This window comes from Paracoccus sp. TD-10, from assembly GCF_048270675.1.
Lineage (GTDB): Bacteria > Pseudomonadota > Alphaproteobacteria > Rhodobacterales > Rhodobacteraceae > Paracoccus > Paracoccus pantotrophus.
The window spans coordinates 1644871-1662089 of record NZ_CP182418.1 but is presented as its reverse complement, the minus strand read 5'-3'; the positions used below and the strand labels follow the sequence as shown (position 1 = coordinate 1662089).

The 17219-nt window shown below is 67.3% G+C and carries 15 protein-coding genes and 1 tRNA gene; 14 read left to right on the top strand and 2 right to left on the bottom strand.

Annotation, left to right across the window (positions count from 1 at the left end; genetic code table 11):
• The first annotated feature begins 27 nt into the window (after nt 1–27).
• The 5 genes from ptsP (at nt 28) to ACNKFW_RS08195 (ending at nt 5755) form a co-directional block, all read left to right on the top strand.
• Nucleotides 28–2271 carry a phosphoenolpyruvate--protein phosphotransferase gene (gene ptsP, locus ACNKFW_RS08215; RefSeq protein WP_024844987.1) on the top strand — a complete coding sequence of 748 codons (2244 nt, stop codon included), beginning with the start codon at nt 28–30 and terminating at the stop codon, nt 2269–2271.
• 704 nt (nt 2272–2975) lie between these two features.
• Nucleotides 2976–4802 (top strand): ABC-F family ATP-binding cassette domain-containing protein, encoded by a 1827-nt coding sequence (locus tag ACNKFW_RS08210; RefSeq protein ID WP_418024121.1) that lies wholly within the window; start codon nt 2976–2978, stop codon nt 4800–4802.
• 181 nt (nt 4803–4983) lie between these two features.
• The gene (locus ACNKFW_RS08205) at nt 4984–5190 is read left to right on the top strand and encodes a cold-shock protein (protein ID WP_024844989.1); all 207 of its coding nucleotides are present in this window, start codon (nt 4984–4986) and stop codon (nt 5188–5190) included.
• A gap of 65 nt (nt 5191–5255) precedes the next feature.
• Nucleotides 5256–5459: a hypothetical protein gene (locus ACNKFW_RS08200; protein ID WP_024844990.1), complete on the top strand. Its 204-nt coding sequence runs from the start codon at nt 5256–5258 to the stop codon at nt 5457–5459.
• 146 nt (nt 5460–5605) lie between these two features.
• Nucleotides 5606–5755: a hypothetical protein gene (locus ACNKFW_RS08195; protein WP_418024120.1), complete on the top strand. Its 150-nt coding sequence runs from the start codon at nt 5606–5608 to the stop codon at nt 5753–5755.
• Nucleotides 5756–5808: 53 nt separating this feature from the next.
• On the opposite strand, the gene ACNKFW_RS08190 is transcribed toward ACNKFW_RS08195, so the two are convergent.
• Nucleotides 5809–6384, bottom strand: a complete 576-nt coding sequence (locus ACNKFW_RS08190; RefSeq protein WP_418024119.1) for a retropepsin-like aspartic protease family protein — start codon at nt 6382–6384, stop codon at nt 5809–5811.
• Nucleotides 6384–6995: a MarC family protein gene (locus ACNKFW_RS08185; protein WP_024844992.1), complete on the bottom strand. Its 612-nt coding sequence runs from the start codon at nt 6993–6995 to the stop codon at nt 6384–6386. The genes ACNKFW_RS08190 and ACNKFW_RS08185 overlap by 1 nt, the downstream gene beginning before the upstream one ends.
• 165 nt (nt 6996–7160) lie before the next feature.
• Between ACNKFW_RS08185 and ACNKFW_RS08180 the strand changes: the two genes are divergently transcribed.
• The 9 genes from ACNKFW_RS08180 to ACNKFW_RS08140 all read left to right on the top strand — a co-directional run bounded on the left by ACNKFW_RS08180 (nt 7161) and on the right by ACNKFW_RS08140 (nt 17212).
• Nucleotides 7161–7439 carry a twin-arginine translocase TatA/TatE family subunit gene (locus tag ACNKFW_RS08180; protein WP_024844993.1) on the top strand — a complete coding sequence of 93 codons (279 nt, stop codon included), beginning with the start codon at nt 7161–7163 and terminating at the stop codon, nt 7437–7439.
• Nucleotides 7440–7457: 18 nt separating this feature from the next.
• Nucleotides 7458–7985 (top strand): Sec-independent protein translocase protein TatB, encoded by a 528-nt coding sequence (gene tatB / locus ACNKFW_RS08175; RefSeq protein WP_147428129.1) that lies wholly within the window; start codon nt 7458–7460, stop codon nt 7983–7985.
• The gene (gene tatC / locus ACNKFW_RS08170; protein ID WP_024844995.1) at nt 7986–8828 is read left to right on the top strand and encodes a twin-arginine translocase subunit TatC; all 843 of its coding nucleotides are present in this window, start codon (nt 7986–7988) and stop codon (nt 8826–8828) included.
• Nucleotides 8821–9663, top strand: coding sequence for an ATP-binding protein (locus tag ACNKFW_RS08165; RefSeq protein WP_147428128.1), 843 nt, complete (start codon nt 8821–8823; stop codon nt 9661–9663). Before tatC ends, ACNKFW_RS08165 begins: the two co-directional genes overlap by 8 nt.
• Nucleotides 9664–9829: 166 nt before the next feature.
• Nucleotides 9830–9906: transfer RNA gene (locus ACNKFW_RS08160), tRNA-Met, on the top strand.
• Between the two features lie 345 nt (nt 9907–10251).
• On the top strand, nt 10252–12003 hold the full coding sequence (locus ACNKFW_RS08155; protein WP_418024118.1) for a sigma-54-dependent Fis family transcriptional regulator: 1752 nt from the start codon (nt 10252–10254) through the stop codon (nt 12001–12003).
• Nucleotides 12004–12160: 157 nt separating this feature from the next.
• A complete protein-coding gene (locus tag ACNKFW_RS08150) occupies nt 12161–14308 on the top strand; it encodes a hydantoinase/oxoprolinase family protein (protein ID WP_147428333.1) in 2148 nt (715 codons plus the stop codon).
• A gap of 20 nt (nt 14309–14328) precedes the next feature.
• Nucleotides 14329–16644 carry a hydantoinase B/oxoprolinase family protein gene (locus tag ACNKFW_RS08145; RefSeq protein WP_147428115.1) on the top strand — a complete coding sequence of 772 codons (2316 nt, stop codon included), beginning with the start codon at nt 14329–14331 and terminating at the stop codon, nt 16642–16644.
• Nucleotides 16645–16711: 67 nt separating this feature from the next.
• Entirely contained in the window at nt 16712–17212 is a 501-nt protein-coding gene (locus ACNKFW_RS08140; protein WP_024845000.1) for an acetone carboxylase subunit gamma, read from the top strand.
• Nucleotides 17213–17219: the final 7 nt, after the last annotated feature.

Sequence of the window (17219 nt, the reverse complement as noted above, 5' to 3'; positions counted from 1 at the left end):
GGGCCGATAGGCTGAAGCGGGAGGATTATGCCCGAACGCAAGGACAGCGACTCGCGCAAGCTGCTGCGGCGGCTGCGCGAAACCTTGGCCGCCCCTGGGGGCGGCCAGGACCGTCTCGATCAGATCACCCATCACATCGCCGATTCGATGGGAACCGAGGTCTGTTCGATCTATCTTTTCCGCGATCCCGCCACGCTGGAGCTGTGCGCCACCGAGGGGCTGAAGCCCGAATCGGTGCATAAGACCCGGCTGCGCCTGGGCGAGGGGCTGGTCGGCCGCGTCGCCCGCTCGGGCCGGCACGTGAACACCGCCAATGCCCCGGCCGAGCCCGGTTTCCGCTACATGCCCGAGACCGGCGAAGAGGTCTATTCCAGCTTCCTGGGCGTGCCGATCCAGCGCGTCGGCGAAAAGCTGGGCGTGCTGGTGGTGCAGTCCCGCGATGCCCGCCAGTTCAACGAGGACGAGGTCTATGGGCTGGAGGTGGTCGCCATGGTCCTGGCCGAGATGGCCGAGCTGGGCGCCTTCCTGGGCTCGCAGGCGGACAGCCTGCCGCTCCAGCACCGCTTTCCGGTCATGTTCCGCGGCTCGACCGCGCAGGAGGGCGCGGCCGAGGGCCGGGTCTGGCTGCACGAGCCCCGCGTGGTGGTCACCAATCCGGTCGCCGACGATCCGCTGAAGGAAAAGGCCCGGCTGACCGAGGCCGTGGCCATGCTGCGCACCACGGTCGATTCCATGCTGGCCGCCACCGACATGGGTTCGGGCGATTCGGCCGAGGTCATGGAGACCTATCGCATGTTCGCCCATTCCCGCAGCTGGCTGCGCCGGATGGAAGAGGCGATCGACCTGGGCCTTTCGGCCGAGGCCGCGGTCGAGAAAGAACAAAGCCAGGCCCGCGCCCGGCTGGAAAGCGCCGCCGATCCCTATCTGCGCGACCGGCTGCACGATCTGGACGACCTGTCGAACCGGCTCTTGCGCATCCTGACCGGGCAGGGGCGCGACACCGGCGCCGAGATGCCCGACGACCCGATCCTGGTCGCACGCAACATCGGCCCGGCCGAGTTGCTGGATTATGGCCGGCGCCTCAGGGGCGTGGTGCTGGAGGAGGGCTCGGTCGGCAGCCATGCCGCCATCGTCGCCCGCGCGCTGGCCATCCCGCTGGTGATCCATGCCGAGCGCGTCACCTCCGAGGCGCTGAACGGCGACCTGATCCTGGTGGATGGCGACATGGGCACCGTGCATCTGCGCCCCGAGGAATCGGTCGCCAAGGCCTTTCGCGACAAGATGGCGATGCAGGCCGAGGCGCAAAAGCGTTATGCCGGGTTGCGCGACCTGCCCGCCACCGCGAAATGCGGCACGACGATCCAGCTTTACATGAATGCCGGGCTGATGGCCGACCTGCCCAGCCTGGAAAGCTCGGGCGCCGAGGGGGTGGGGCTGTTCCGCACCGAGTTGCAGTTCCTGACCCGCACCCGCGTGCCGCGCCGGGGCGAGCTGGCGGCGCTTTACGCGCATGTGCTGGACAATGCCCATGGCAAACCGGTGATGTTCCGCACGCTGGACATCGGCTCGGACAAGGTGCTGCCCTACATGAAGCCGCAGGACGAGCCGAACCCGGCCATGGGCTGGCGGGCGATCCGGGTGGGGCTGGACAAGCGCGGCGTCTTGCGGATGCAGTTGCAGGCGCTGATCCGCGCCGCGGTGGGGCGGCCGCTCTATGTCATGTTCCCCTTCATCACCGAGATGCACGAGTTCGAAGAGGCGCATAAGCTGCTGATGGAGCAACTGGCGCGCGAACAGCGGCTGGGCCATGCCATGCCCTCGGACATTCGCGTCGGCGCCATGCTCGAGACGCCCTCGTTGGCCTTCGCGCCGAAGAAGTTCTTCGAGATGTGCGATTTCATCTCGGTGGGCGGCAATGACCTGAAGCAGTTCTTCTTTGCCGCCGACCGCGAGAACGAGCGCGTGCGGCGGCGCTATGACACGCTGAACACCTCCTTCATCTCGCTGCTCGACCAGATCGTGCGGCGCTGCGACGAGGCGCGGGTGCCGGTGTCGTTCTGCGGCGAGGATGCCGGCCGTCCGATCGAGGCGGTAACGCTGGCGGCGCTGGGGTTCCGGCGGCTGTCGATGCGCCCGGCCTCGATCGGGCCGGTGAAGCACCTGATCCGGCGCGTGGACCTGAGCGAACTGAAGCGGCTGATCGACGACGCGCGCACTCTGGGCGAGACGAATCTGCGCCGCTGCATCACCGACTGGCTGGCGCGGCAGTAGCGGCCCGGCGTGCCGTGCCCTTTGCGCGCCGTATCGCGCGCCGCAGGGCCGGGCCTGCCGTCGATCATGATGTCCCGCGTCGGCGCGCAGGCCGGCCGCCGGGCAGTAGCGCACTTGCAGGCGTCTGTGGCCGCCGCGGTGAATGGGCATCGTTCCGCACCTGTTTTGACCGCAGGCACCAGCCGGCTTTGTGCCGGCTCCGGCGGCCGAAGCGCGGGACGCCGGGCTGCCGCCACGCACCTTGCCTGCGCAGGCCAGGCGTCGAAAGGTAGCGGTCAGACCGGACGGTTACGATCATGGGTTATGAAATCCATGAGGTCGCGGCTGCGGCGATGTTTGACTTTATGCGGCAGATAGAGTTGCAGAGCACTCATCCTGCCCGTCCCCGAGGCTACTTTAAGCGGAGCTGCGAATCTTGGTCTCGCATGGCCGTAGAGGAAGGGATACCCAGTTCAGCCGACGGCCTTGGTCAGCGCACACCATAAACAAAAAGGTTTACGGTGTGCGCGAAGCCGCGCACATATTTTCATCTAACATATTGATTTTTTGGCGATAGAATTTCTGACATTTCGGAAAAATGGCAGGTTTCGAGCTCAAAAGCTCAAACCTTTTGCCACCCGTCATCGCGCCGGGGGCAGCGCCCCCATCCCGCCCGCATGCGTCCCCGGTTGACCGGCAGGCTGGCGCGGCATATCTGCCCCCTCATGGCACGCGCTCCGCTTCTGCAACTCACCGATATTTCCCTGACCTTCGGCGGCAATCCCGTCTTTGAAGGGCTGAGCCTGACCGTTCAGCAGGGCGACCGGCTGGCGCTGGTCGGCCGCAACGGCTCGGGCAAGTCCACGCTGATGAAGGTCATGGCCGGGCTGGTCGAGCCCGATGCCGGCCAGGTCATCACCTCCGCCGGCACCCGCGTGGGCTATATGGAGCAGGACCCGGACCTGTCGGCTTTCGCCACCCTGGGCGATTTCGCGCGCGCCGGTCTGGGCGATGCCGAGGGCTACCGCGTCGAGATGGCGGCCGAGGGGCTGAAATTCGACCCCGACCGCCCCACAGCCACCGCCTCGGGCGGCGAGCGGCGGCGGGCGGCGCTGGCGCGGCTGCTGGCCGAGGCGCCGGAACTGATGCTGCTCGACGAGCCGACCAACCATCTCGACATCGAGGCGATCGGCTGGCTCGAGGAGCAGCTTTCCGCGACCAGGGCGGCTTTCGTGCTGATCTCGCACGACCGTGCCTTCCTGCGGGCGCTGACCCGGGCGACGCTGTGGATCGACCGCGGCGAGGTCCGCCGCCAGGACAAGGGCTTCGAACATTTCGAGGATTGGCGCGAAACCGTCTGGACCGCCGAGGACGAGGCGCGCCACAAGCTCGACCGCAAGATCAAGGCCGAAGCCCGCTGGGCGGTCGAGGGCATATCCGCCCGGCGCAAGCGCAACCAGGGCCGCGTCCGTGCGCTGGCCGCGCTGCGCGAGGAGCGCGCCGGCCAGATCCGCCGCCAGGGCACGGCGGCGATGGAACTGGACGCGGGGCCGCAATCGGGCAAGCGGGTGATCGACGCCAAGGGCATTTCCAAGTCCTTCGGCGATCGGGTGATCCTGAAGCCCTTCGACCTGCGGGTGCTGCGCGGCGACCGGGTGGCCTTTGTCGGCCCGAACGGCGCCGGCAAGACCACGCTGATCAAGATGCTGACCGGCGAGATCGCCCCCGATACCGGCACGGTCAGGCACGGCACCAACCTGGAAATCGCGGTCTTCGACCAGGCGCGCTCGGCCATCGACGAGACGGTGACACTGTGGGACGCGCTGGCGGGCGATCCCTCCATGCGGGTCTCGGGGCGCTCGGACCAGGTGATGGTGCGCGGCAACCCGCGCCATGTCGTGGCCTATCTCAAGGATTTCCTGTTCGACGAGGCGCAGGCGCGGGCGCCGGTCGGCAGCCTGTCGGGCGGGGAAAAGGCGCGGCTTTTGCTGGCGCGGATCATGGCCCGGCCCTCGAACCTCTTGGTGCTGGACGAGCCGACCAACGATCTGGACGTCGAGACGCTGGACCTCTTGCAGGACATCCTGGGCGATTACGACGGCACGGTGCTGCTGGTCAGCCACGACCGCGACTTCATCGACCGCGTGGCCACGACCACCGTGGCGATGGAGGGCGACGGTCGGGCCACGATCTATCCCGGCGGCTGGTCCGACTACCGCGCGCAACGCCAACAGGCGGCCCCCGTGCCCGAGCCGACCCGGCCGGCCCCCGCCAGGCCCGCGCCGGCCGCGCCCGCGCCCCAGCCCAAGGCCACGGCACCGCGCACGGGGCTCAATTTCTCGGAACGCAAGCGGCTGGAGGCGCTGCCGGCCGTCATCGAGCGGCTGGAGGCCGAGATCGGCAAGCTGACCGAGTTCCTGGCCCAGCCCGACCTGTTCCAGACCGCCCCGGTCAAGTTCGCCAAGGCCAGCGAGGGCCTGGCCGAGCGCCAGCAGGCGCTGGCCGCCGCCGAAGAGGAATGGCTGCAACTGGCCGAGCGCGACCAGGGCTGAGGCGGCCCTGTCATCCGCCCGGCGCAGACAGCCCTTGCATTCCTGCCCATTGCACCCCATGTTCAGCGGGCTAGGTTATTTCTTCTGCATCCTGTCTCCTTTCCGGCTTCAGACTATGCTTCGATCTGACTGAGCCGGGCCGTCGCATGTCGCGGACGGTATAAATGAAGGAGACATCACGATGGCCACTGGCACCGTGAAATGGTTCAACGCCACCAAAGGCTTCGGCTTCATCGCTCCCGCGGAAGGCGGCAAGGATGTGTTCGTGCATATCTCGGCCCTCGAGCGGGCGAATATCCGTCAACTCGATGACGGCCAGGCCGTGACTTTCGAAATCGAGACCGGCCGCGACGGCCGCCAATCGGCGCGCGACCTGGCCCTGGCCTGATCCTGCACGATGGCAAGACAGATGGTCCGACCGATCCTGGTCGGACCAACATCCCGGAGGCTCGCATGGCACCCAAGGACAGACTGAAGGGGCTTTTCCGCGAGCCGACGCCGCTGACAGCGATGGATCGGACGACCTCGGAAGCCAAGCTGATCATCAGCGAGCAGACCGAACGCCGCCAGGAACTGACCGCAAGCCTGCGCGCGGCGAGGCTGGCCAAGGAAGCGTCCGAGGGCGGCACCCCCGCCAAGAAACGCAAGAAAAAATAGGCGCCTGGCGCCCAGGGCGTTGCGCAGTTCCATCTGCCCGCCCGACGATATTCCCCCTATAGCGGCTGGTTCTGTCGGACCTCTCTCGGCGCAGCCGGGCGGGGCGGCGGAGACTGCCCAATAATTTCAAGAAAACGAGGCAAGAAATGGCAAGAACACCGAACAGGCGCGCCAATCGCCGGAAGACCGCGCAACGACAGCAGGACCGCCGCCGGTTGGCGATCATGTTCCTGAACAAGCAAACCGAGGCCGCAGCCGTTGCCGCGCGCGACTGCAAGGAGGCCTCCGCCTCCTGAACGAGGCGCGGCTGGCCGCTCTTCCCCGGACATCCGGGCGGAAAGGCAGCCGGTCAGCGTTCGAGGATCAGCCGGTTGCCCTCGATGCTGACGCGGGCAAAGCGCGACAGGTAGGACATGCCCATCAGCGATTGCTCGAGTTCGGCGCGCAGCACCACCGCGGGGACGCGGCTGTCGCGGATATCGCCGATCGCGACTGAATCAAGCAGCACGGCCGCGGTCTGGACGATGCCGTTCGCGGTGCGGGCCTGGCCGGCATAGGCCAGCGTCTCGGGGTCGATGCCGACGCGCGCGGCGTCCCGTGGTCCCAGGGCGATGCTGGTGGCGCCGGTGTCGATGACGAAGCGCACCGGGGTGCCGTTCACCTGCGCGGTCAGGTGGTAATGGCCGTCATTGCCGACCGGCACCTCGATCCGGCCGCCTTCGAGCATCCGGGCCTGGGGCGAGATCGTGCCGCGGATGTCGTCCCAAAGCCCGGCCAGCGCCACCACGCCCAGGAAGATCAGCCCCCAGGCCGCCGCCTGCCGCAGGGCCTGGCCCGGCCGGGCGCGCAGCTCGACCAGCAGAAAGCCGCCGACGGCGATCAGCAGCAGCACCAGATAGGCAAGGCGGCCGAATTCTTCGCCCATCAGACCAGCCCCGATCCCTTGAGCCCGTCGATCACGAACTGGATCGACAGCGCCGCCAGCAGCATGCCGAAAAGCCGCGTGACCACCATGGTCCCGGTGCGGCCCAGCACATGCGCGATGGGCCCGGCCATGGCGAAAAGCGCGGCGGCGATGCCCAGCACCGCCAGCATGACCAGATGGATCATCAGCGTATGGGCGGGGCCGGGGTTCTGCCCGACCAGCAGGATCATCGAGGCCAGCGCCCCAGGACCGGCCAGCAGCGGCGTGGCCAGCGGAAAGACCGAGGGGTCGTCGTCATCGTCCCTGGCCTGGCCCTCGCGCCGCTCGGTGCGGCGTTCGAAAAGCATGTCGAGCGCGGTCAGGAACAACAGCAGCCCGCCGGCGATGCGGAAGGCGGACAGCGAGATGCCGATACCGGCCAGGATCGCCTCGCCCGCCAGGCCGAAAAGCGTCATCAGCGCCGCCGCGATGCCGAGCGCGCGCCAGCCGATTCGCCGCCGCCGCTGCGGTGTCATGCCGCGGGTCAGGGCGATGAACAGCGGCGCAAGCCCCACCGGGTCGATCACGACGAACAGCGTGACGAAGGCGCTGATGATCTGGGTTATCTCCATATCGTTACCTTATTCTCCGGATTGCATGCGATGGAAAGCATGGCGGATTTTCCGCCGCGCTGCCATGGTTGGAAGGAGAGGGCGCGTTTGGGCTTTGCATTGCAATGGTCGAGGACTACATATGACCCGTCAACGCCGGCACGGCCGGCAAGGAGTGGAAACGACATGCTGAACAACATCGGCCTTCCGGGGCTTTTGCTCATCGCGGTGGTGGTGCTGGTGCTTTTCGGGCGCGGCAAGGTTTCGTCCCTGATGGGCGAGGTGGGCAAGGGCATCACCGCATTCAAGAAGGGCGTCAAGGACGGTGCCGAGGAATATGACCGCGCCGCCGAGGACGCCAAGAAACCCATCGGCCAGAGCCCGGCCGAGGACGCAGCCCGTGCCCAGGCCCAGACCAACGAGGCCATGCGCGACGTCACGCCGCACGGCACCGACCGTTCGTAACCGTCGCGGGACATCGCAATGCTGGATATCGGCTGGAGCGAACTGCTGCTGATCGGCATCGTCGCGCTGATCGTGATCGGGCCGAAGGATCTGCCGCATCTGTTTCATTCGCTGGGACGGATCACGGCCCGCGCCCGCTCCATGGCGCGCGAGTTTTCCAGCGCGATGGAGGATGCCGCCAAGAGCACCGGCCTGGACGAGGCCGGCAACGCCTTGCGCGACGTCAAGTCTCTGACCTCGAAGAAGGCGCTGGGTCTGGATGCCCTGGAGCGCGCCGCCGACCGGTTCGAGAAATGGGAGCCCAAGGCCCCCTCGGCCAGCACGCGGGCCGTGCCGGATCCGGGCGCGGCCGGGCTTGCGGCTGGTCCCGCGGCTGGCCCCGCGGCTGGAGACGGCCCGAGCCCGGCCAGCGCCCCTTCCGACAGCCCTGCCGCGGCCGGGTCGGGGCAGGGGGCCGCGCCGGCGGCGCCGGTCACGGCCGCCGACCCTGAACCCGGCCAGCGCCGCCTGCATGCGGTGCGCCGCTCCGATACGAAAGATCGCTGAGTGTCCGCGAAATCCGACAAGAACCCCGATAGCATCGACGACAGCTCGGCGCCGCTGATCGAACACCTGGCCGAGTTGCGGACCCGGCTGATCTGGTCGGTCCTGGCCTTCGTCGTGGCGATGGTGCTGTGCTATACGGTCTGGAACCCGATCTACAACTTCCTGACGCGGCCGATCTGCCATGCGCTTGAGACGCGCGGGCAGGAATGCGGGCTGATCCTGCTGAAGCTTCAGGAAGGCTTCTTCGTCGCCATCCAGATCTCTTTCCTGGGCGGCTTCGTGCTGGCCTTCCCGGTTATCGCCTACCAGCTTTGGCGCTTTGTCGCGCCGGGCCTCTATCGCAGCGAAAAGGCGGCCTTCCTGCCGTTCCTGGTCGCGTCGCCGGTGATGTTCATGATCGGCGCGGCCTTCGCTTATTACATCATCCTGCCCATGGCCTATGATTTCTTCCTGGGCTTCCAGCAGGGGCCGCTGGCCCTGCCCGACGACCCGGCGGCGGCCGAGCAGAACCCGCATCTGGCCGGGATCGTCTTCCAGGGCTCGGTCAGCGAATACCTGGCGCTGACCACCAAGTTCATCCTGGCCTTCGGCCTGTCCTTCCAGCTGCCGGTGGCGCTGACGCTGATGGGCAAGGCCGGGCTGGTGTCCTCCGAGGGGCTGGGCAGCGTGCGCCGCTATGCCATCGTGGTGATCCTGGTGCTGGCCGCCATCGTCACCCCGCCCGATGTCATCAGTCAGGTCGTGCTGTTCACGGTGATCTATGGGCTTTACGAGGTCTCGATCTTCTTGGTGCGGCGGATGGAAAAGAAGCGCGAACTGGAAGAACGGGAAGCCGATGCCTGACGAAGCCTTGCTGCGCATCGCCGCGGCGCTGGAACGCATGTCGCCGCCGCCCGCGCCCGAGCCGAGTTTCACCGAGGCGACCGCCTATGTCTGGCAGCCCGATCCCGACCGGCTGGAGCCGGTGGCCGAGGTCAACCGCGTCGATCTGGTGCAGCTGATCGGCATCGACCGGGCGCGCGACACGCTGCTGGCGAATACGCTGCAATTCGCCCGCGGCCATGCGGCGAACAACGCGCTGCTCTGGGGTTCGCGCGGCATGGGCAAAAGCTCGCTGGTCAAGGCCGTGCATGCCGAGGCCGTGCGCCAGGGCCTGCCGCTGGTGCTGGTCGAGATCGCGCGCGAGGATCTGGGCTCGGTCGGGCGGCTCTTGGCGATCCTGGGCCGGGCGCGCGAGCGCCGCTTCGTGCTGTTTTCCGACGACCTGTCCTTTAGCCATGACGATACGCAATACAAGTCGCTCAAGGCGGTGCTGGACGGCGGCATCTCGGGGCGGCCGGCCAATGTGATCCTTTATGCCACCTCGAACCGGCGCCACCTGATGCCGCGCGACATGATCGACAACGAGCGGTCGACCGCCATCCATCCCGGCGAGGCGGTCGAGGAGAAGGTCTCGCTCTCGGATCGGTTCGGGCTGTGGCTGGGCTTCCACCCCTGTTCGCAGGACGAATACCTGGCCATGGTGCGCGGCTATTGCGGCGCCTATGGCTTGCAGATCCCCGAGGATCGGCTGCGCGCCGAGGCGATCGAGTGGCAGGCGACGCGCGGCTCGCGCTCGGGCCGGGTGGCCTGGCAGTTCTTTACCGACCTGGCGGGGCGCAGCGGGATTTCCGTCTGATGCTTTCCATCGAGGGCGGCGGCGCTGGCGCCGTCGCTTTTTGGGTATTTGGGGAACGAAGAAGCCGGGCGTCGGGCCGGGCTGGCGAGCGGGCCAAAAACTTTGAAAAACCTGCTTTCGGCCCCTTGACGCCCCCAGCTGCTCACCGTAAATCGCACGCACCCGTGGCGGAGTAGCTCAGCTGGTTAGAGCAGAGGAATCATAATCCTTGTGTCGGGGGTTCAAATCCCTCCTCCGCTACCATTTCACCCTTGCAGATGAACCGCTCCGCGGCTGCCGGCGCCGCCGGTTTGGCCCATGCGCCGATGCCTGTCCGCAGCGGTCGGTTCGTTGCCGTCGCCCTGGTGCGTGGCGGGAGAGGGGCGCGTCGCGACCGCTGGCGGCCTTTTTTGCGATGATCGACGGGCGGTTGCGGCAGGAAAGCCGCAGGCCGGGCCGGCCGGCTTTTCCTTGACAGCAGCGGGCGCGCGCACCTTACTATCCGTCAGCCTTAACGCGGGGCGCAGAGACATGCCGGAAAGCATCCAGAAGGAGGACTGGGAGCGATTCCGCGCGCTGGGGAGCGTGCCCCCCAGCATACGGGAGGTCGTGCTCAGATCCTGGGTCAGGTCCAGGGGGCGGAAAGAGATCGAGACCCTCAAGCGCGCGCCCAGCGTCGCCCAGGACGAGTTGCGCGTGATCCGCCACCGCAACCAGCGCCTGCGCTCGGCCGCGCAGACGGCGATCCGCCGCGCCGGCTACATGCTGAACGATGCCGGGATGATGCTGCTGCTTTGCGACCGCAGCGGCGTGGTGATGGAGGCCGAGGGCGATGCCCGCATCCTGTCGCGCGGCCAGGAAAACCACCTGCATCCCGGCGGCCATTGGGACGAGGACGCCATCGGCACCAATGCGATCGGAACCGCGCTGCACCTGGCCAAGCCGGTCACCATCTCGGGCGTTGAGCATTTCTGCGAGGCGATCCAGCGCTGGTCCTGCGCCGCCGCGCCGATCCGCGATCCGTTCAACGGCGCGCTTCTGGGCGCCATCGACATCTCGGGGCCCTCGGGGCAGCCCTTTGGCCAGGTCGCGGCCTTTTCCGTGACCCTGGCCATGCAGATCGAGGAGGCGATGCGCAATGCCGGGCTGCAGGAGCATCGCCGCCTGGTCGAGCGGCTGCTGGCCGAGCGCCGCGAGCGCGCCGGCGATGCGATCATGGTGCTGGACCGTTTCGGCCAGCCGGTCTGGTCCAGCGCCGGTTTCGACGCGGCGGCGGGCCGGGCCTGGGACGGCGAGGGCAGGGCGCTGCACCTGCCGGCCGAAGCGCGCGACGGCGATCCGGGCCATCTGGCCGCCCGGCTGCGGCAGGTTCTGCCCCATGCCGACGTGGACGTGCTGGCGGATCGCGGCGACATGCTGGGCGTCATGCTGACCCTGCCGCGGCCCGGCTTGCGCAGCCGATGCCCGGCTGATCCGGCCGTCGGCCTGGCGCAGATCGCCCAGAGCGGCGCCTGCCTGGGCCCGATCTGCGCCGCCGCGGCGAAATATGTCGAGGGTGGCGTGCCCCTGCTGATCGAGGGACCGGTGGGAGCGGGAAAGGAGACCCTGGCCCGCGCGCTGCACGGTGCCGGTCCGCAGGCCGGCCAGCCCTTCGAATTCGTCGATTGCAGCCTCTTGGACGCCGATGCGCTGCGCGACGACCTGGTCGACGCGGGTGCGCTGACACGGCTGGCCGAAAGCGGCGGGACGCTGTGCCTGGACGAGCCGGGCCAGGCGCCGCCGCCGGTGCAGGCGCTGCTGGCGCAGGTGCTGGCCCATCTGCGCCGCGCGGCCGGGGCGCCGCTGCAGTTTCTGTCGCTGTCCTCGGTCGGCCTGGCCGAGCGGATGGCCCAGGGCGAGCTGCGCAGCGACCTGTATTTCCGCCTGGCCGCCGCCACGCTGCGCCTGCCCGCGCTGGCCGAGCGGCGCGACGACCTGCCCGGCCTGATTCGCCGCTTTGCCGCGGCCTATCCGCAGCAGCGCCATGGCCGGGCGCTGCGCTTTACTCCGGCGGCGATGCTGCATCTTCAGGCGCATGACTGGCCGGGCAACCTGCGCGAGTTGCGCAATCTCATGGAATCGCTGGGCGCGACCTCGCTGAGCGGGCTGATCGACGTGGCGGACCTGCCGCGGCACCTGACCCGGCCCGCCGGGCCGCGGGCCGAAAGCACCCTGCGCGACCGCGAGCGGGCCGAGATCGCCGCCGCCCTGGCCGAGGCGGGCGGCAACATGACCGAGGTCGCCCGGCGGCTGGGGATCGCGCGCTCGACGCTGTATCTGAAGCTGGACCAATACGGCATCCCGCGCCCCCGCCGCGACTGACTGACGCCCGCGACTGGCGCCCCGGCATCTGTCCGCCCGCTGTCCGCCTATTGTCCGATGCATCGTCCGAAAACCGGACAACACGGGGCCGCCCCCCGGTTCCATCCTGTCATCACGCCACGGGAGGGTGGCGCAATGGGAGGAGAAAACCGTGCCATTGGACAAATCCAACAATCGCAAGGTGCAGGTGCTGGGCATCGATGCCGGCGGCACCATGACCGATACGTTCTTTGTCGACAGCGAGGGCGATTTCGTCGTCGGCAAGGCGCAATCGACGCCGCAGAACGAGGCGCTCGGCCTGATCGCCAGTTCCAAGGAGGGGCTGGAACATTGGGGCCTGACGCTGGAGGAGGCGCTGTCCGAAATCCAGACCGGCGTCTATTCCGGCACCGCCATGCTGAACCGCGTGGTGCAGCGCAAGGGCTTGCGCTGCGGGCTGATCGTCAATGCGGGGATGGAGGATTTCCACCGCATGGGCCGCGCCATCCAGGCCTATCTGGGCTTCGCCTACGAGGACCGCATCCACCTGAACACGCATTACTACGACGAGCCGCTGGTGCCGCGCCACCTGACGCGCGGCGTGATGGAGCGGGTGGACATGTCCGGCACCGTGGTGATCCCGCTGCGCGAGGACACCGCCCGCCAGGCCGCCCGCGACCTGATCGCCCAGGATGTCGAGGGCATCGTGATCTCGCTGCTGCACAGCTATCGCAATCCCGGCCATGAACGCCGGGTGCGCGACATCGTGCTGGAGGAGATCCAGAAATCCGGCAAGGCGATCCCGGTCTTCGCCTCGACCGACTATTACCCGGTGCGCAAGGAAACCCACCGCACCAACACCACGATTCTGGAAGCCTATGCCGCCGAGCCCTCGCGCCAGACGCTGAACAAGATCACCAGCGCCTTCAAGGAGAACGGCTCGAAATTCGACTTCCGGGTCATGGCGACGCATGGCGGCACCATCAGCTGGAAGGCCAAGGAACTGGCGCGCACCATCGTCTCGGGCCCCATCGGCGGGGTGATCGGGGCGAAATATCTGGGCGAGGTGCTGGGCTATTCCAACATCGCCTGTTCGGATATCGGCGGCACCTCCTTCGACGTGGCGCTGATCACCCAGAACGAACTAACGATCCGCAACGACCCGGACATGGCGCGGCTGGTGCTGTCGCTGCCCTTGGTCGCCATGGATTCGGTCGGCGCGGGGGCGGGCAGCTTCATCCGGCTGGACCCCTATACCAAGGCGATCAAGCTGGGGCCGGACAGCGCCGGCTATCGCGTCGGCGTCTGCTGGGCCGAGTCGGGGATCGAGACCGTGACCATCTCGGACTGCCATGTCATCCTGGGCTATCTGAACCCCGACAACTTCCTGGGCGGGCAGGTCAAGCTGGACCGCGAACGCGCCTGGAACGCCATGAAGGAGCAGATCGCCGACCCGCTGGGCCTGACGGTCGAGGATGCGGCGGCGGGCGTGATCGAGCTTCTGGACAGCGACCTGCGCGACTACCTGCGCTCGATGATCTCGGGCAAGGGCTCGACGCCGGGCAACTTCGTCTGCTTCAGCTATGGCGGCGCCGGTCCGGTCCATACCTACGGCTATACCGAGGGGCTGGGCTTCGAGGACGTGATCGTGCCGGCCTGGGCCGCGGGCTTTTCCGCCTTCGGCTGCGCGGCGGCGGATTTCGAATACCGCTATGACAAGTCGCTGGACATCAACATCGCCAGCGACGCAAGCGCCGATCTGAAGGCCAACCAGGCCAAGACCCTGCAAGCCGCCTGGGAGGAGCTGCGCGAGCGGGTGCTGGAGGAGTTCGAGATCAACGGCTACAGCCCCGACCGGGTCAAGCTGCAACCGGGCTTCCGCATGCAGTATCGCGGCCAGCTGAACGACCTCGAGATCGAAAGCCCGATCATGCAGGCGCATTCCGCCGAGGACTGGGACAAGCTGGTCGAGGCCTTCAACGACACCTATGGCCGGGTCTATGCCGCCTCGGCGCGTTCGCCCGAACTGGGCTATTCGGTGACCGGCGCGATCATGCGCGGCACGGTGCCGATCCCGAAGCCGAAGATTCCGAAAGAGCCCGAGGCCGGCCCGACCCCGCCCGAGGAGGCCAAGCTCGGCACGCGCAAGTTCTACCGGCACAAGCAATGGGTCGATGCCCAGCTTTACCGGATGGAGGCGCTGCAGCCCGGCAACCGCATCACCGGCCCCGCCGTGATCGAATCCGACGCGACGACCTTCGTGGTGCCGGGCGGGTTCGAGACCTGGCTGGACGGTCACCGCCTGTTCCACCTGAAAGAAGTCTGATTTCCCGGGGAGGAAACATCATGAACATGCAATCCAAAGTCGAGACGCGCGGCATCGTCCGCGGCGGCGAGACGCTGAAGCAGCATCGCGACCGGTTGATGGAGGCCACCAAGCGCACGAAACATTACGCCGGCCTCGACCGGCTGGAGCTGCGCGACAGCGACCCGATCAAATACAACAAGCTGTTCTCGCGGCTTCGCGCCGGGGTGGTCGACGCCCGCGAGACCGCCAAGAAGATCGCCGCCTCGCCCATCGTCGAGCAGGAGGGCGAGCTGTGCTTCACCCTCTACAACGCGGCGGGCGATTCGATCCTGACCTCGACCGGCATCATCATCCATGTCGGCACCATGGGCGCGGCGATCAAATACATGATCGAGAACGGCTGGGAGCATAACCCCGGCATCCGCGACAAGGACATCTTCTGCAACAACGACAGCCTGATCGGCAATGTCCATCCCTGCGACATCCACACCATCGTGCCAATCTTTCACGAGGGCGAGCTGATCGGCTGGGTCGGCGGCGTGACCCATGTGATCGACACCGGCTCGGTCGGGCCGGGCTCGATGTCCACGGGGCAGGTGCAGCGTTTCGGCGACGGCTATTCCATCACCTGCCGCAAGATCGGCGAGAATGACGAGCTGAAGCGCGACTGGCTGCATGAAAGCCAGCGCATGGTGCGCACCACCCGCTACTGGATGCTGGACGAGCGCACCCGCGTCGCCGGCTGCCACATGATCCGCGACCTGGTGCAGGAGGTGATCGCCGACGAGGGCATCGAGGCCTATTGGAAATTCGCCTATGAATCGGTCGAACACGGCCGCATCGGCCTGCAGGCCCGCATCAAGGCGATGACCATCCCCGGCAAGTATCGCCAGGTCGGATTCGTGGACGTGCCCTATGCGCATGACGACGTGCGGGTGCCCTCCGACTTCGCCAAGGTCGATACGATCATGCACACGCCCTCCGAGATCACCATCCGCGGCGACGGCACCTGGCGGCTGGATTTCGAGGGATCAAGCCGCTGGGGCTGGCACACCTACAACGCCCATCAGGTCAGCTTCACCAGCGGCATCTGGGTGATGATGACGCAATCGCTGATCCCGACCGAGATGATCAACGACGGCGCCGCCTACGGGACCGAGTTCCGCCTGCCCAAGGGCACCTGGATGAACCCGGACGACCGGCGCGTCGCCTTCAGCTATTCCTGGCACTTCCTGGTCAGCTCCTGGACGGCGCTGTGGCGGGGTCTCAGCCGCGCCTATTTCGGCCGCGGCTATCTGGAAGAAGTGAACGCCGGCAACGCCAATACCTCGAATTGGCTGCAGGGAGGCGGCTTCAACCAGTATGACGAGATCCATGCCGTGAACTCGTTCGAATGCGCCGCGAACGGCGTGGGCGCCAGCGCGCATATGGACGGCATCAGCCATGCCGCCGCGGTCTGGAACCCGGAAGGCGACATGGGCGACATGGAGATCTGGGAACTGGCCGAGCCGCTGGTCTATCTGGGCCGGCAGATCAAGGCCAGCTCCGGCGGCGCCGGCAAGTATCGCGGCGGCTGCGGCTTCGAAAGCCTGCGCATGGTCTGGAACGCCAAGGACTGGACGATGTTCTTCATGGGCAACGGTCATATCAGCTCGGACTGGGGGCTGATGGGCGGCTATCCGGCGGCCTCGGGCTATCGCTTCGAGGCGCATGACACCCGGCTTCAGGAGATCATCGCCCAGGGCGGCGCCATCCCGCATGGCGGCGACACCGACCCCGAGAACCCGAGCTGGGAGGCGATGCTGCCCGATGCGCGGATCAAGCGCGACAAGCAGGCCATCACCACCGAGGCGATGTTCAAGGATTACGACCTCTATCTGAACTACATGCGCGGCGGGCCGGGCTTCGGCGATCCCCTGGACCGCGAGCCGCAGAAGGTGGCCGACGACGTGAACGGCGGCTATCTGCTGCCCCGCTTTGCCGACAGCGTCTATGGCGTGGTGCTGAAGGGTGCCGGCGACGGCATGAAGGGCGTGGACGCCGCCGCGACCGAGGCCCGGCGCCGCGCCATCCGCAAGCAGCGGCTGGAGGAATCGGTGCCGACGCAGGAATGGATGGCGGGCGAGCGCCAGCGCATCCTGGCCAAGGAGGCCGGCGTGCATGTCCAGCAGATGTATGCCGCCTCGTTCAAGCTGGGCCCGCGCTTCGAGCAGCAGTTCCGCAGCTTCTGGAACCTGCCGGCGGACTGGAAGCTGATGGAGGCCGACCTGCCGATCCCGTCCTACGGGCGCGAATACTCGATGGACATCTCGGAACTGCCGGACGTCCGGACCGTGCAATTCGTCGAGGAATGACGCCCGGGGCTGCGCCCGTCCCCCTCGGGCGCAGCCGTTCTTTCAGGCCCATCCAATGGAGGAAAAGATGGCCTATACCAAAGCCAAGATCAAAGACCTGGTGGACGGCAAGATCGACCGCGACACGCTGCACACCATGCTGTCCACGCCCAAGGACCGCGAACGCTTCCAGATCTACCTGGAGATCCTGCAGGAACAGGTGGACTGGGACGACCCGATCATCCTGCCGCTGGGGCCCAAGCTTTACATCGTGCAGCGCCAGTCGGACCGGAAATGGATGATCCGCAGCCAGGCCGGCCATGATTTCTGCGAATGGGACCAGAACTGGAAGCTGCACGCCCGCATCCGCGTGCGCGAGACCGCCGAAAGGATGGAGGAGCTTTATCCCCGCCTGATGGCGCCCTCGCCGGAATGGCAGGTGATCCGCGAATATTTCTGCCCGCTTTCCGGCGATCTGCTGGATGTCGAGGCGCCGACGCCCTGGTATCCGGTGATCCACGACTTCGAGCCGGATATCGAGACCTTCTACAAGGACTGGCTCGACCTGCCCGTCCCCGAACGCGCCTGACCGCCGG